The organism is Streptomyces sp. NBC_00539, from assembly GCF_036346105.1.
Taxonomy (GTDB): domain Bacteria; phylum Actinomycetota; class Actinomycetes; order Streptomycetales; family Streptomycetaceae; genus Streptomyces.
This window is the reverse complement of sequence record NZ_CP107811.1, coordinates 785,809-799,274: the sequence shown is the minus strand read 5'-3', so window position 1 is coordinate 799,274 and position 13,466 is coordinate 785,809. Positions and strand designations below refer to the sequence as shown.

Genomic DNA, 13,466 nt, shown 5'->3' with positions numbered 1-13,466 from the left:
CTGCTTATCTTATTGTTTATGTTCCTCGGGGAGGGACTTCATGGGGTCACCCATCCGCTCGACCGTCCGTCTGGCCGTCGCCGCCCTCGGCGCGGGCGCAGTGCTCCTGGCCGCCGTACCTGCCGGGGCGGCCGCCCCGCCACCCGGCCCGGCCGCACCGCACGGGGTACAGGTCGAGATACCCGGGCCCGAACAGGGCGGCGAAGCCGGTTCCGGAAACGTCCGCGTGCCGGCCGCCGGCCGCGACAAGGCGCCGACCGGCCTCTCCCCCGCCGAGCGCGAGGCGGACGGCGAGGTCACCAAGACGGTCGACAACGGGCCCACCGCGGACCGCCTCGACGTCGTCGTCATCGGTGACGGCTACACCGCGGCCGAACTGGGGAAGTTCCACGACGACGCCCGGCAGAAGTGGGCCGAGGTCACGGCCGTGGAGCCGTACGCGACCTACCGCAACCTGTTCAACGTCTGGACGGTCGACGCCGTCTCCCGCGAGTCCGGCATCTCCGGAGACCCGGACCGGGCCACCACCCGGGACACCGCGCTCGGCTCCTACTTCTGGTGCGAGGACATCGAGCGGCTGCTGTGCGTGGACCAGCCGAAGGTGGACGCGTACGTGGCGAAGGCGCCCGCCGCCGACCTGGTGATCGTCCTGTCCAACAGCACCAAGTACGGCGGGGCCGGTTACAACGAGCCCAGCCCCACCCTCGGCTACGAGGGGATCTCCACCGCCTCCGCCGGGAACGCCAAGTCCGGCCAGGTCGCCATCCACGAGACCGGCCACTCGCTGGGCAAGCTCGCCGACGAGTACTTCTATCCGGGCACCCCCGGCTACGAGCACTACACCGGCCCCGAGCCCGCCGAGTCCAACACCTCCACCCTCACCGCCGACGGCATGCGCGACACCCGGTCCAAGTGGTACCGCTGGCTCGGCGAACAGTCCCCGGACGGCGGCACCGTGGGCGCGTACGAAGGCGGCGGCTACTTCGTCACCGGCCTCAACCGGCCGACCGACAACTCCATCATGCGGGTGCTCGGCAAGCCGTTCAGCCTCCCCGGCGTCGAGGCGATGATCGCGGGCTTCCACCGGCACGCCCACACCGTCACCGCACTGACCCCGACCGACCGCACCCTGCGCACGCGGGACCGGGCGAAGGTCTCCGTCCTCCGTCTCGCGAGCGCCGACGGCCGACAGCTCGTGGTGCGCTGGTACCTGGACGGGCACGAGCTGAAACGATTCGCAGGGCGCAGCGACGTACGGGTGGGGGAGCTGTCCCTCTCCGGAGGGCGGACCCACAAGCTGACGGTCACGGCCGAGGACCGGACCCCCTCGGTACGCGACCCGAAGATCGCCGCGAGCATGCGCACCACCGTGGGCTGGAGCGTGCGCCGCTGACTGCTGAGCGCTGACCTCTGACCGCTCACCACCGGCCGGGCGCCACCGGATCGTGGGCCGCGGCCCGGGTCAGGACCCGGCCGCGTACCGCCAGAACTCCTGCATGTGGGCGGGCGAGGCCGGGCCGCTCAGTTCGCGCTGGGTGAGCAGAACGGTGACGGTGCCGGTGGCCGGGACGATGTGCGACGCCGTCCCGGTACCGCCGATCCAGCCGTAACGCCCCGGCTCGTTCCAGGGGTTCAGGCGTGCGACGTCCACACTGCCGCCGAACCCCCAGCCCTGCCCCTCCAGGAAGAGCGCGCCCCCGGCCCGCTGGGCCGGGGTCAGCCGGTCGGTGGTCATCTGCCGGACCGACTCGGCGCGGAGCAGCCGCCGTCCGTCGACGGTCCCGCCGGCGAGCAGCATCCGGCCGAAGGCGTACAGGTCATCCGCCGTCGAGACCAGCCCGCCCGCCGCGGACGGGAAGGCCGGCATCCGGCTCCACTGCCCGTCGGGGGCGTCGACCAGTTCCAGGGCGCCCTCGCCGCCGGCCCGGTAGTAGTCGGTGAAGCGGCCCAGATCGGCCGCCGGAACGGCGAAGCCCGTGTCCCGCATGCCGAGCGGCTCGAAGATCCGCTCCGCGAGGAACTCGGGCAGCGGCTGCCCCGAGACGCGGGCGATCAGGACGCCCAGGATGTCGGAGCACGCGTTGTAGAGCCACGCCTCGCCCGGCTGGTACAGCAGCGGGATCCGGGCCAGCGTCTTCATCCACGCGTCCGGTTCCGCGGTCAGCTGGGGCTGCGGGGGGCCCTGCTTGAGCTCGGTGAACAGCGCCTGTGCGGCGGGCAGTGAGAAGTCCGCGGGGAAGCCGTACCCGGCCCGGAAGGTCAGCAGGTGCTCCACGGTGATGGGCCGCTCGGCGGGCACCACGTCGTCCAGCGGGCTCGACGGCGTACGGACGACCACGGGCGAGGCGAGTTCCGGGAGCAGGTCGCGGACCGGTTCGTCGAGGGCGAGCCGCCCCTCCTCGATCAGTGTCATCGCCGCAGCTGCCGTGACCGGCTTCGTCAGCGAGGCCACGCGGAAGATCGTGTCCCGGGCCACGGGGGGAAGGCCGCCGATCCCGGCCGAGCCGACCGCCGCCACCTCGACCCGGTCACCGCGGGCCACCAGGCCCACCGCCCCCGCCAGGTAGCCGCTGTCCACGTGCGATGCCAGGATCTCGCGCAGGCTGGTCATGACCCCACCTCTCCCGATGGCCGTAACGGGTGTGCGGCCGGCGGTGTACCGGCCTCGGCAGTCAAGACTCCCGGGGCGCCCCGGATTCATCGCTCCGGCGCCCCCGGATCCGACGGTGCCCCGGCGAAGGCCGTGCGGCGGCCACCCCCGCCGCCCGAACGCCGCCCGCCCGAACACGGCGCGCCGCCCGCCGCCCGCCGCCCGAACACGGCGCGCCGCCCGGCCGCGAGGGCCGGACGGCGGCTCCGGGCAGCGCTACCGGCGCTCCAGCACCCCGCGGGCGAAAGCGGCCTGGCCGGCGTGCTGGAGGTCGTCCGTCAGCACGCTCACCAGGCGCACTCCCAGCGTGACCGGCGGATCCCAGCGCTCGTCCACCACCCGGCCCAGGTCGGCGGCGCCCAGACCCCGCACGAACCGCAGGGTCTGCTCGTGCACCGCGTCGAAGTAGCCGAGCAGCAGCTCGCCCGACTCGACGCGGACCTTCCCGGCCTCCCGCGCCGTGTGCCCGTAGCCGGTGGCGTCGGCCGGCAGGGGCAGGCCGAACCGCTCCGACCAGCCCCCGGCATGCCACACCTGCTCCAGCCCGGCGGCGTCCGCCACGTGGTCGTCCTGCACCCGGGTCAGGTGCCAGACCAGCCACGCGACGGAGTTCGCCGCCGGGTCGACGCGCGCGTTGAGCTCCTCGGCCGAGAGCCCGTCCAGCACCTCGTGCACCACCTCGCGGACACGCCCGTAGGCGTCGGCCAAGACCTCCGTGGCCTTCACGGCGCAGCCGGTCCCGCTACCGCAGGTCCATGCCCGGATCGTCGATCATCCGGCTCTCCATCTCGCTCTGCTCCTGGAGCCGGCGGGCCTTGTCCTCGAGCCGCTTGCGTTCCTGGGGGTCGCTGGACCGCTCGGCCGCGGTCCTCATCTCCTGGGCCTTCTCGCGCAACTGCCGCGACCGGCCACCGGATCCGCCTGCAACGCTCATGATCTGCTCCTTGGCTCAGTGGTGGAGAGCGGGCGGAACCAGGGAATCAGCCGCGCGGCGCGCACGCATCTCGAAGCCTTCCCCGGCCCCGTCACCGCAGGTGGGCTACTCGCCGGCGATCCCCGTGATCACGGGGTCCCCGAGCGGGGCGGTACCGGAATCCAGTCCCGCGCCGTGCAGCGCCGACGACGCCAGGTCCCGGGCCTTGTCCACCGCCGACGAGGTGTCGGAGGCCTCGACCTCGACGTGGAGGCTGAACGCGGAGGAGCCGGAGTAGAACGACAGGATGTCCAGGTCCTCCGCGACCCCCAGCTCGGTGCCCCGCGGATCCGCCGGCCGCAGCGCGCTCACCAGCTGCGTCCGCGCCTCGGGGGTGAGCTCGGTCAGCAGGGTCCCGGGGATGGTGACGAGATAGACAGTCATGCAACACCGCTTGCCCCGAGGCGGCCCGGGGAATCACCAGGGGCCGGCCCACCCCCCGTTTGCCCGCCCCGAATGGCGCAGTGCACGCACGTGCCCCTCAATGCAACTAAACGTGCTCTTCCCATGACGCACCATGCGCGCTGTGCGGACCCGTGCGTCGGCGAACGGAGCCTTTCATGAACGACCTCAACTTCCGCGCGGCCCGGTACGAGGACCCCGACGGCGACCCCGAAAGCGTCCGGGACGGGGCCCACGCCCACTCCGAGCCGACCGAAGGATCCGCCAGCCCCGGACCTCCTGCGGCCGTCGCGTCGGCCGGAGTGTCACCGGAGACGGTACGGACCCTGCTGGACACGGCGGCCACCTGCCGGCCCGTCGAGGAGGTCACGGCCCTGGTGGGCCTCTTGAAGGAGACGGGTCTGCTGTCCCGGTCCGGACAGGAGGCGGTGGCCGCGGCCGCCGTGTCGCGTTCCGTCGACGACGTCCGGCTCATGGTCGCCCTGCTGGGCGAGCCTGCGGACGGGGAGGTCGAGGCGGGGATCGCGCTGCGTGCGGCAGCCCTCGGCCGGTCCGTCGAGGACGTGGCGATCTTGGCCCGGACCCTCGGCGGCGGCTCCGGCCGGCCGACGGAACCCGCCGCCTCGCCGCACGGACCCCCCGCGGACGTACCCGCCGCCGGCGAGCCCCCCACCGCCCCCACCGCCCCCACCGCCCATGCCGAGAAGGCCGGGGGCGGCGGGGACGGCGGGGACGGCGAGAGCGGCGGGGAGGGGGGCGGTGGCGGCCCCGGTGCCGCAATCCCCGAGGACCCGGACACCGCGCCCCGCTCGGAGCAGGCCCCGCAGCCGCCCCCGCCCCCCGGCCGAGAGCCCGCCCGGGCGCGGCCCGGCGTCCTGCACCACGTACTGCGCTGGCCCGCGGCCGCCGCACTGCTGCTGTGCGGGGTCGTGCACCTGCCCGGGGACCCGGCCGCCCTGCCGGCCGCCGGCCCCGTGGGCCATCTGGCGACGGTCGTCGCGGTGCTCTGCCTCGGGCTCGGCGTGCTGCTGGCGGTGCGGGACACCCCGGCGGTGTGGCGGGCGGCGGCGGTCGCCGCGCTCGGGGTGGTCGCGCTCCATCTCGCCGGCGGCATTGCCGTGTTCGACCCCTTGGCCGGGGCGCTGGGCGGCCCCCACGCCTGGGCGGGCGTCGTGACGGTGCTGTGCGCCGGCGCGGGTTCCGTACTGGCCGGGCTGGCCCTGATGTACGGCCCCCCGGCGGTCCCGGCGGCCCCCGCGGCCCCCGCGGCCCCCGCGGTCCCGGCGGTCCCGGCGGTCCCGGCGGTCCCGGCGGTCCCGGCGGTCCCGGCGGTCCCGGCGGTCCCGGCGGTCCCGGCGGTCCCGGCGGTCCCGATGGCCCCGGTGGCCGAGGAGGCCGAGGGCGCCTGACGCCGTGCCCCCTTGACGGTCCCGCCGCGGGGCCCGGGCCGCGCGAGAGGCGCCGCCCGGGCCCCGCGGGCCTTCAGGCGAGCAGGTTCACCGCCCGCGTGAACACCCCCGGCAACCGGGCGGCCAGCGGCACGATCCGCCCCGCCAGCCAGGGCTGCCCGCGTGCCCACAACAGGGCCCCGGTCAGCGCCCGGTAGCTCCGGGACACCTTCCGCCAGGCCCGCTCGTACTCCTGCGGCCGCCCCGCGCGGACACACCGTACGAGTTCGCCCGCGGCCGCCAGCGCCAGCGTCAGGCCCTCCCCGGTCAGCGCGTCGACGTAACCCGCCGCGTCCCCCACGAACAGCACCCGCCCCGCCACCCTCGCGCGCGAGCGCTGCCGCAGCGGCCCCGCCCCGCGCACCGCGTCACCCGGCCCGGGCGGTGGCAGCCGGGCCGACAGCAGCGGGAAACGGGCCAGTTGTACGTCGAAAGGGGCCTGTTCGCAGGTCAGCACCGCCACCCCGACCCGGTCGGGTCCGAGCGGAGTGACGTACGCCTCGCACCGCGGGGCCCAGTGCACCTCCACCAGCTCGCTCCACGGCGCCACCGCGTAGTGGCGGCGCAGGCCGTAGCGGGCAGGCCGCCCCGGCGCGGGCGGCGCCGACAGGCCCAGGGCGCGCCGGACCGGCGAGTGCAGGCCGTCCGCCGCCACCAGGTACCTGGCGGTCAGACCCGCCGCCCCGACCCGGTGATCGTCCTGGCGGACCTCTTCCACGCGCCGCGCGACCACCCGTACGCCCAGGTCCGCGGCCCGGGCCGCGAGCGCCGCCTGGAGGTCCGTGCGCCGTACCCCGCACCCGGGGCCGTCCCGGAACAGCCCCTGCGCGCTCAGTCCGCTCAGCCCGTCGACGTAGCGGATCCCGTGGAAGGCGCGGCCCGCCACCGGGACACCCAGTTCCGCCAGCCGGCGCACGCCGCCCGGCATCAGCCCCTCCCCGCAGGCCTTGTCGATCGGGGTCGGGCGCGGCTCGGCCACCACCACCTCCAGCCCGGCCAGGGCTCCCTGGATGGCCGTCGCCAGCCCGGCCGGACCGCCGCCGGCCACCAGCAGGTCGATCACGGCGCGGCGACCACGAGGCTGCCCCCGGTACGGGCGTACGTGAGCGCGGACTCCTCGCAGCGGATCCGCACCCGCAGCAACAGCGCGTTCAGTACGCAGAAACCGGCCGTCGTCACCCAGGCGCAGTGGACCAACGGCAGCGCGAGCCCTTCGGCCACCACCGCCAGGTAGTTGGGGTGGCGCAGCAGCCGGTAGGGCCCGGCCGCCACCGGCGTCAGCCCGGGAAGCACCAGCACCCGGGTGTTCCAGTACGGGCCGAGGGTGGCGATGCACCACCAGCGCAGCCCCTGCGCGGCCACGGCCACCGCGAGTGCGGGCCAGCCGAGCAGGGGCAGGAACGGGCGGTCCGCCGCCCAGGGTTCGACGGCGCACCCCGCGAGCAGGGCCGTGTGCAGCGCGACCATGGCCGGGTAGTGGCCGCGGCCGTACTCCCGGGCGCCGCGTGCCCGGCTCCACGCGGCGTTGCGGCGGGCCACGGCGAGTTCGGCCAGCCGCTCGCCCGCGACGAGGGCGAGCAGCAGCAGGTACAGGGGCATGGGCATGATCGGCATCACCAGCGCAGGAGGACGAGTTCGGAGGCGAAGCCCGGGCCGAAGGCGATCATCAGCCCGATCGAGCCCGGCGGAGGCGGACCGGCGCTCTGGACCTCGCCGAGGATGTGCAGCACGGAGGCGGAGGAGAGGTTGCCCGCAGTCGCGAGCGAACGGCGGCTCGCCGCGAGGGCCGTGTCCGGGAGCCCCAGGGCCTCCCCGAGGACGTCGAGGATCTTCGGACCGCCCGGATGGCAGATCCAGGCGGCCACGTCGGCGGGCTTGAGGTCGTGCCCGGCGAGGAAGGCCTCCACCTCCTCGGCGACGTGCAGCCTGACCAGGGTGGGCAGTTCACGGCCCATCACCATGCGGAAACCCCAGTGGCCGATGTCCCAGCCGAGCAGGGCCTCGGTTCCCGGGTAGAGGCGGCTGCGCGCGTCCACCACCGTGGGGCCATCGGCGCTCCCGTACAGCGGATGGCCGGCCCCCACCGCCAGCAGCGCGCCTGCCCCGTCCCCGAAGAGCCCTCCGGCCACCAGGGCCGCCATCGAGGTGTCGGTGGGCTGGAGGGTGAGCGAGCACAGTTCCGTGGAGAGCAGCAGGGCGGCGTGGCCCGGCCGGCCCGTGAGGTGGTCGTGCAGGTGGCCGAGGCCGGCGGCGCCCGCCGCACAGCCGAGCCCGAACAGCGGCAGGCGCCGTACGTCCGGCCGCAGGCCGGTGCGGGCGGCGAGCCGAGCCTCCAGCGAAGGCGTGGCGAGCCCGGTCACCGTGGTCGACATGACCAGGTCCACGTCCCGGGCGGCGAGGCCGCTCTCGGCGAGGGCGAGTCCGATGGCGCGGGAGCCGAGGTCGAGCGCCGCTTCGAGGAACAGGGCATTGGTGGCCCCGAAGTCGTTGCCGGGCCCGTACCGCTCCAGCGGGAGCGCCAAGTGGCGGCGCTCGACCCGTACCGAGGAGTGCACCCGGCGCAGCAGGCCGGTGTCGGAGCCCGGCGGCAGACAGCGGGCGAGGGCTTCCGTGATCTGCGGCTGCCGGTACGCGTGGGGCGGGAACACGCTGCTCACTGCCAGGACACGTGTCATCGCCCCAACATAGGGAAGAAACGGTCTTTTTCACCGAACCGTACGAACCGGGCGTGCCGCCGCACGCCGGTCCCGGACGACGGGACGCCCGGCCCTTAACGTGGGGCGGTGCCCGCAACCCGCGCCACCGCACCGCCCGGCGAAACCGCCGCACAACCCGGCTCCGGGACGGTCGCCACCGCCTTGCTGGCCGCCTGCCACCCGCTGCCGGCGGCCGCCGTCACCCTCTTCACCGCCGTGCTGGCCGCAGCCACCGGCCGGGGAACCGCCGGCTGCGCGGCCTCGGCCGGAGCCGTCGCGCTCGGCCAGCTCTCGGTGGGCTGGTCCAACGACCGGGCCGACATGCGGCGCGACCGGCTCACGGGCCGGCCGGACAAGCCGCTCGCGGCGGGCGCCGTGGCGCCGGGGACCGTGAGCGCCGCCGCAGTCGTGGCGCTGGCGCTGTGCGTACCGCTCTCCCTGGCCTCGGGATGGCTCGCCGGCGCCGTGCACCTCTGCGCGGTCGCGGCCGCCTGGGCGTACAACCTGTGGCTCAAGCGCACCCTCGCGTCCTGGCTCCCGTACGCCCTCGCCTTCGGTCTGCTGCCGGCCTTCGTCACGCTCGGCCTCCCGGGGCAGCCGTGGCCGCCGCTCTGGCTCGGAGCGGCGGCCGCCCTGCTCGGTGCGGGCGCCCACTTCGCCAACGTCCTGCCCGACATCGCGGACGACCTGGCCACGGGCGTGACCGGACTCCCGCAGCGGCTCGGCGCCCGCGGCTCGGCCGCGATGGCCGCCCTCCTCGTGCTCGGCTCGGCCGCCGCGCTGGTCCTCGGCCCGCCCGGTCCGGTGACGCCCTATGGGTGGGGGCTGCTGGCCCTCACGGCGGCCGTGCTGCTCGCCACCGGCCGGGGCCGCGGCCGCGCCCCGTTCCTCGGCACGCTCGCGGTCGCGGCCGCCGACGTCACCCTGCTCCTGGCCCGCGGCGCGGGCACCGCCTGAGGGCTGTCGCATAGCCCGCGTCGCCCGCCGGGCGGCGCGGGACAGCCCTCAGGGTCCTCGAAGACCGCCGGGACCGGACCCGGGCGCGGCTCAGCCGCGCGCGTGCAGCGCCGCCGTGTGCTCCCGGACCTGCGCCGGAGTCAGGTAGGCGTCGGTGTGCTCGAACTCCCGCAGCGTCGCGGGCCGCTGGGCGAGGAAGCCGGTACGGACGAAGTCGTCCCCGGCGACCGCGTTGAGCAGCCAGTTCGTCAGTACCCGGGTCTTGGCGACGTTGGTACGCAGCGCCGACCAGTGGTAGCCGCGCGCCACCGCCTGCGCCGGCAGGCCCCGCAGTTCGATGCCGAGCGGCTTGGAGACCGCGTCCTTCCCGCCGAGGTCCACCACCAGGCCGAGGTCCTTGTGCACGTACGGGCGCGGAGTCCGGCCCCGCAGCGTCGCGATGACGCTCTCGGCGACGGCCCGGCCCTGCCGCATGGCGTGCTGCGCCGTCGGCGGGCAGAGGGCGTCGCCGCCCGTCGCCAGGTCCGGTACGGCCGCCGCGTCCCCGAGGGCGAAGGTCCCGTCGGCGCCCGGCACCGTCAGGTCGGGGCGCACCACCAGGCGGCCCTTGAGGGTCTCCGTGTCCAGCGTGCCCACCAGGGGGCTGGCGGCCACCCCCGCCGTCCAGATCAGGGTGCGGCTCGGCAGCACCCGGCCGTCGGTGAGCGTCACCTTCTCGGCGTCGACCTCACCCACCGACACGCCGAGCGAGACCTCGATGCCGCGCCTCTGCAGGATGTCGAGGGCGGCCTTGCCGAGCTTGTCGCCGAGCTCCGGCATCAGCTTCGGCGCCAGGTCCACCAGGTGCCACTTGATCCGCTCCGGGTCCAGCCGCGGGTATCGGGTCGCCGCGTGGCGGGTCAGGCGCTGGAGGCAGGCGGCCGTCTCCGTACCGGCGTAACCGCCGCCGACCACCACGAACTGCAGCCGTGCCGTGCGCTCGGCCTCGTCCTGGCTGGCGTCGGCGAGGTCGAGCTGGGCGATCACGTGGTCGCGCAGGTACACGGCCTCGGCGAGGGTCTTCATCCCGCGGGCGTGCTCGCCCAGCCCGGGGATGTCGAACGACCGGGTGACGCTGCCGGGGGCGAGGACCAGCAGGTCGTAGGACTGGTCGACGGTCTCCCCGGTGATCTTGCGGATGACGCAGACCTTGGCCTTCGGGTCGACGCCGATCGCCCCGCCCGGGATGATCCGGGTCCGGTGCTTGCTGCTGCGGCGCAGCGAGACGGCGACGGACTGCGGGGTGAGCACCCCGGCCGCGACCTGGGGCAACAGCGGCAGGTAGAGCTGGTACGAGAACGGTGTGACCAGTGAGATCTCGGCCTCGGCGGGGGACAGCCGGCGCTCCAGGCGCCGTACGCACTCCACCCCGGCGAAGCCGGCGCCCACTACGAGAATCCTCGATCGCGACACGGTGCAGGTCCCTTCGCAAAAGGTCGGTTGCTGTGTCCGGTACGTCTGCCCCGCGCCCGCGGCCCGTGAACCCTTCCTGCCCGTTTCACGCCCGGACAGGGCCCGTGCAGGGCCCGGTAGGGCGCGAGCCGGGGTTAGGAGACGGCTTGGGAGCGCCGAACCGGCGGGCGGCGGGTGCGGGTCCAGGCGAGCAGCTCCGGCGCCGGCCAGGTGTTGACCACCCGGTCCGCCGTCACCCCGCACTCCACGGCCCGTTCGCAGCCCAGCAGCTGCCAGTCCAGCTGCCCGGGGGCGTGCGCGTCCGTGTCGACGGCGAACAGGGTCCCGGCCTCCACGGCCAGCCGCAGCAGCCGCCGCGGCGGGTCCAGCCGCTCCGGCCTGCTGTTGATCTCCACCGCCGTACCGGACTCCGCGCACGCCGCGAAGACGGCGGCCGCGTCGAACTCCGACTCCGGCCGGGTCCTCCCCGTCAGCAGGCGTCCGGTGCAGTGCCCCAGCACGTCCATCAGCGGGTTGCGCACCGCCGCCAGCATCCGCCGGGTCATGGCCGGAGCGTCCATGCGCAGCTTGGAGTGCACGGAGCCCACCACCACGTCGAGCCGGTCCAGCAGCTCGGGCTCCTGGTCGAGCGACCCGTCGGCGAGGATGTCGCACTCGATGCCGGTGAGCAGCCGGAACGGCGCCCACCCCGCGTTCAGTTCCGCCACCACGTCCAGCTGCTCGCGCAACCGCTCCGGCGAGAGCCCCCGGGCCACCTTCAGACTCGGCGAATGATCCGTCAGTACCGCCCACTCGTGCCCCAGCTCCATGGCGGTACGGCCCATGGCCTCGATGGGACTGCCGCCGTCGGACCACTCGGAGTGCAGGTGGCAGTCCCCGCGCAGTGCCGCCCGCAGCGCACGGGCGGCCTCGGTGGCGGGCGGCCCCTCGGGGTGCGCCGCGACCTCGTCCTCCAGCTTGCGCAGGTAACCGGGGATCTCCCCGGCGAGCGCCTCCCGCACCACCTGGCCGGTCTTCGGCCCCAGCCCCTTCACGGCTTCCAGCGAACCGGCCGCCGCCCGCTCGGCCACCTCCTGCGGGCCGAGCCGCTCGACGACACCCGCAGCCGTGCGGAAGGCCTGCACCCGGTACGTCGGGGCCCGGCCGCGTTCCAGCAGGAAGGCGATGCGGTTCAGCGCCGCCACCGGGTCCATCGCGCACCTCCTGCGCCCAGTGTGGCAAGGGACGCCGGAGCGGGCACGTCGGAGATCAGAGTGCCAGCGGCGTCGTCAGGGAGGTGGTGAGGGTGAACAGGGCCCCGTCGGGGTCGCGCAGCGCCACCCACCGCTCCCGGGCGTTGGAGGTGATGTCCGAGACGCTGCGGCCGCCCATCGCGACGGCCGCCTCGATGGCCGGCTCCAGGCGCGGCACCCGGAAGTGGACGTGCCAGCGGGGCCGGCTGTGCGGGCTGTAGGAAGCCGCCTCCACCGGTCCGCTGTTCAGCCGGGCCACGGGCTCCCCCTCGTGGCGCAGCACCACCTGGTCCTCCTCGTAGGACACCTCGCAGCAGCCCGGGCGGCCGGTGGCCCACTCCAGCACTTCCCCGTAGAACAGCGCCGCGTCGAACGCGTTGCGGGTCCGCAGTTCCAGCCAGGCCGGGGCGGGGCCGCGGCCCACCCGCCAGTCGGGGGACACCGGGCCCTCCCAGATCCCGAACACCGCACCGTCCACGTCGGCCGCCATGGCGCCGCGGCCGCCGATCGGGAAGGAGACCGGGCCGACGGCCACCGTGCCGCTGCGCTCCCTGATGCGGCCCACCGCCACGTCCGCGTCGTCCACCGCGAAGTAAGGGGTCCAGGCGACGGGCACCGCCAGGTCCCCGGCGAGGGCGCCGATGCCGGCCACCGGAACCCCGTCGACCCGGGCCACGGAGAAGCCCTCGCCCAGGCGCGTCCGGCGGAAGCTCCAGCCCACCACGGCCGCGTAGAAACGTTGGGAGGCCTCCAGGTCACGGGCCATCAGGCTCACCCAGCAGGGTGCTCCGAAAACGTCCTTCGTCGAAATCTCCACCGCTTGTTCCGCCCTTCACCGCCACCGTGACCGCGCCGTCCGGTCACAAGAAGTAGCGCCCGAGCACCCTCGGTGGCGCGGAGGCGCGCCACTGCGGAGTCACCACCAATAGGCAGGGTACTTCGGGGCCTTTCGGCGGATACGGGAGCCGGCGTAACCGGTGAGGACCAGCAGGACCGTCGAACCGAACAGCAGCGGCACGAACCTGGCCGGCGCCGGGCTCTGGAGCACGACGATGACGGCGGTCGCACAGGCCGCGGAGTGCGGGGTCCGCGCGACGATGAGCAGGGCGAGGGTGATGCCCGCGGCGACGGCGGCCGCCCATGCGCTGCTGCCGGCCAGGGCGAGGGCGCCGTAGCCGACGGTCGCACCGAGCAGGTGCCCCAGCACCACACCGCGCGGCTGCGCGAGCGGCAGCGTGGGCGCGCTGTGCACGAGGGCGGCGCTGGCCGCGAGCGGCGGTATCAGCACCGGTTCGTGGATCATCGTGCCGATCGCCACGAGGGCCAGGAGTACGGTGGTGACGGCGCTGACGCTGTGGAAGGCCGCGGCCGGGGTCGGCCGCGCCGGAGCCCGGCCCGTCGGCACCCGGACCTGGCGGGACCGCTCGGGGACGACGGGCCCTGGCGGAGCGAAGCCGTCGGTGACGGGCGGGGTCGGGTACAGGGCGGTGTCGGAACTCATGTGGGGCAGGCGTTTTTCCGGTGCGGGCGGCCGGGCCGGGGTTCACGGCGCAAGGGCGGGGCGGGGGAGCGGTGGCCCGATCTTATCGGTCAGGCGTACGACACTGGTCGCCGGGGGCGGGCAAAGGCCGCATCAGCCACGAATGACCGGAACCG

Annotated in this window: 14 protein-coding genes; 3 read left to right on the top strand and 11 right to left on the bottom strand. The window is 75.1% G+C overall.

Translation table 11 applies throughout. The annotated features are described in order from the left end of the window. Positions 1-40: 40 nt before the first annotated feature. Positions 41-1,393, top strand: coding sequence for a M64 family metallopeptidase (locus OG861_RS03650; RefSeq protein WP_330261217.1), 1,353 nt, complete (start codon positions 41-43; stop codon positions 1,391-1,393). A gap of 69 nt (positions 1,394-1,462) precedes the next feature. On the opposite strand, the gene OG861_RS03645 is transcribed toward OG861_RS03650, so the two are convergent. From OG861_RS03645 to OG861_RS03630, 4 genes are all read right to left on the bottom strand, one after another. Further along, on the bottom strand, positions 1,463-2,611 hold the full coding sequence (locus tag OG861_RS03645) for a serine hydrolase domain-containing protein (protein WP_329200578.1): 1,149 nt from the start codon (positions 2,609-2,611) through the stop codon (positions 1,463-1,465). Positions 2,612-2,866: 255 nt separating this feature from the next. Continuing rightward, positions 2,867-3,376: a mycothiol transferase gene (locus OG861_RS03640; protein WP_329200580.1), complete on the bottom strand. Its 510-nt coding sequence runs from the start codon at positions 3,374-3,376 to the stop codon at positions 2,867-2,869. Between the two features lie 16 nt (positions 3,377-3,392). Next, on the bottom strand, positions 3,393-3,584 hold the full coding sequence (locus tag OG861_RS03635) for a DUF6381 family protein (RefSeq protein ID WP_329200581.1): 192 nt from the start codon (positions 3,582-3,584) through the stop codon (positions 3,393-3,395). Between the two features lie 105 nt (positions 3,585-3,689). After that, complete coding sequence (locus OG861_RS03630) at positions 3,690-4,007, bottom strand: hypothetical protein (RefSeq protein ID WP_329200583.1); 318 nt, start codon at positions 4,005-4,007, stop codon at positions 3,690-3,692. A 176-nt stretch (positions 4,008-4,183) separates the two neighbouring features. Between OG861_RS03630 and OG861_RS03625 the strand changes: the two genes are divergently transcribed. After that, complete coding sequence (locus tag OG861_RS03625; protein WP_330261216.1) at positions 4,184-5,434, top strand: hypothetical protein; 1,251 nt, start codon at positions 4,184-4,186, stop codon at positions 5,432-5,434. Between the two features lie 73 nt (positions 5,435-5,507). On the opposite strand, the gene OG861_RS03620 is transcribed toward OG861_RS03625, so the two are convergent. From OG861_RS03620 to OG861_RS03610, 3 genes are read right to left on the bottom strand one after another with little or no spacing between them, the layout of a single operon-like run. Then, positions 5,508-6,536 carry an NAD(P)/FAD-dependent oxidoreductase gene (locus tag OG861_RS03620; protein ID WP_329200587.1) on the bottom strand — a complete coding sequence of 343 codons (1,029 nt, stop codon included), beginning with the start codon at positions 6,534-6,536 and terminating at the stop codon, positions 5,508-5,510. Then, on the bottom strand, positions 6,533-7,072 hold the full coding sequence (locus OG861_RS03615; protein WP_329202585.1) for an isoprenylcysteine carboxyl methyltransferase family protein: 540 nt from the start codon (positions 7,070-7,072) through the stop codon (positions 6,533-6,535). Before OG861_RS03615 ends, OG861_RS03620 begins: the two co-directional genes overlap by 4 nt. 14 nt (positions 7,073-7,086) lie before the next feature. Continuing rightward, the gene (locus tag OG861_RS03610) at positions 7,087-8,148 is read right to left on the bottom strand and encodes a type III polyketide synthase (RefSeq protein ID WP_329200589.1); all 1,062 of its coding nucleotides are present in this window, start codon (positions 8,146-8,148) and stop codon (positions 7,087-7,089) included. Between the two features lie 108 nt (positions 8,149-8,256). On the opposite strand from OG861_RS03610, the gene OG861_RS03605 reads away from it, so the two are divergent. Beyond that, on the top strand, positions 8,257-9,126 hold the full coding sequence (locus OG861_RS03605; RefSeq protein WP_330261215.1) for a UbiA family prenyltransferase: 870 nt from the start codon (positions 8,257-8,259) through the stop codon (positions 9,124-9,126). Between the two features lie 90 nt (positions 9,127-9,216). On the opposite strand, the gene OG861_RS03600 is transcribed toward OG861_RS03605, so the two are convergent. The 4 genes from OG861_RS03600 to OG861_RS03585 all read right to left on the bottom strand — a co-directional run bounded on the left by OG861_RS03600 (position 9,217) and on the right by OG861_RS03585 (position 13,311). Next, positions 9,217-10,578, bottom strand: coding sequence for an NAD(P)/FAD-dependent oxidoreductase (locus OG861_RS03600; RefSeq protein WP_330261214.1), 1,362 nt, complete (start codon positions 10,576-10,578; stop codon positions 9,217-9,219). Positions 10,579-10,712: 134 nt separating this feature from the next. Continuing rightward, positions 10,713-11,771: a PHP domain-containing protein gene (locus OG861_RS03595; RefSeq protein WP_329200595.1), complete on the bottom strand. Its 1,059-nt coding sequence runs from the start codon at positions 11,769-11,771 to the stop codon at positions 10,713-10,715. A 55-nt stretch (positions 11,772-11,826) separates the two neighbouring features. Next, positions 11,827-12,576: a VOC family protein gene (locus OG861_RS03590; protein ID WP_330261955.1), complete on the bottom strand. Its 750-nt coding sequence runs from the start codon at positions 12,574-12,576 to the stop codon at positions 11,827-11,829. 150 nt (positions 12,577-12,726) lie between these two features. Next, a complete protein-coding gene (locus OG861_RS03585) occupies positions 12,727-13,311 on the bottom strand; it encodes an HPP family protein (RefSeq protein ID WP_329200597.1) in 585 nt (194 codons plus the stop codon). Positions 13,312-13,466 lie beyond the last annotated feature (155 nt).

What these genes read in the sequence shown, in the direction of transcription:
- OG861_RS03595 (WP_329200595.1), bottom strand. Translation starts at nt 11,771, where the DNA reads ATGGACCCGGTGGCGGCGCTGAACCGCATCGCCTTCCTGCTGGAACGC.
- OG861_RS03645 (WP_329200578.1), bottom strand. Translation starts at nt 2,611, where the DNA reads ATGACCAGCCTGCGCGAGATCCTGGCATCGCACGTGGACAGCGGCTAC.
- OG861_RS03625 (WP_330261216.1), top strand. Translation starts at nt 4,184, where the DNA reads ATGAACGACCTCAACTTCCGCGCGGCCCGGTACGAGGACCCCGACGGC.
- OG861_RS03630 (WP_329200583.1), bottom strand. Translation starts at nt 4,007, where the DNA reads ATGACTGTCTATCTCGTCACCATCCCCGGGACCCTGCTGACCGAGCTC.
- OG861_RS03610 (WP_329200589.1), bottom strand. Translation starts at nt 8,148, where the DNA reads ATGACACGTGTCCTGGCAGTGAGCAGCGTGTTCCCGCCCCACGCGTAC.
- OG861_RS03650 (WP_330261217.1), top strand. Translation starts at nt 41, where the DNA reads ATGGGGTCACCCATCCGCTCGACCGTCCGTCTGGCCGTCGCCGCCCTC.
- OG861_RS03615 (WP_329202585.1), bottom strand. Translation starts at nt 7,072, where the DNA reads ATGCCCCTGTACCTGCTGCTGCTCGCCCTCGTCGCGGGCGAGCGGCTG.
- OG861_RS03635 (WP_329200581.1), bottom strand. Translation starts at nt 3,584, where the DNA reads ATGAGCGTTGCAGGCGGATCCGGTGGCCGGTCGCGGCAGTTGCGCGAG.
- OG861_RS03585 (WP_329200597.1), bottom strand. Translation starts at nt 13,311, where the DNA reads ATGAGTTCCGACACCGCCCTGTACCCGACCCCGCCCGTCACCGACGGC.
- OG861_RS03590 (WP_330261955.1), bottom strand. Translation starts at nt 12,576, where the DNA reads ATGGCCCGTGACCTGGAGGCCTCCCAACGTTTCTACGCGGCCGTGGTG.